This is a genomic window from Proteus mirabilis ATCC 29906 (assembly GCF_000160755.1).
GTDB lineage: Bacteria > Pseudomonadota > Gammaproteobacteria > Enterobacterales > Enterobacteriaceae > Proteus > Proteus mirabilis.
Map to the genome: position 1 here is coordinate 1 of NZ_GG668623.1, position 230 is coordinate 230.

The 230-nt window shown below is 57.0% G+C and carries 1 pseudogene; it reads left to right on the forward strand.

Going from position 1 to position 230, the window contains the following annotated elements:
- Nucleotides 1–230: pseudogene (locus HMPREF0693_RS18305) on the forward strand (YjbF family lipoprotein); the annotation flags it as partial.

Sequence of the window (230 nt, forward strand, 5' to 3'; positions counted from 1 at the left end):
CCAGCAGGTACGCTACGCCACCGCACGCTCAGTCTTCAAATGGGATGGCACCGATACCGTCAAAGTCGGCAGCGATGAAACCCCGGTTCGCGTGCTGGACGAAGAAGTCTCCACCGACCAGGCGCGCTGGCATAACCGCTATTGGATCGACAGCGAAGGGCAAATTCGCCAGTCGGAACAGTATCTCGGCGCGGATTATTTTCCGGTAGAAAACCACTCTTATCAAGGCG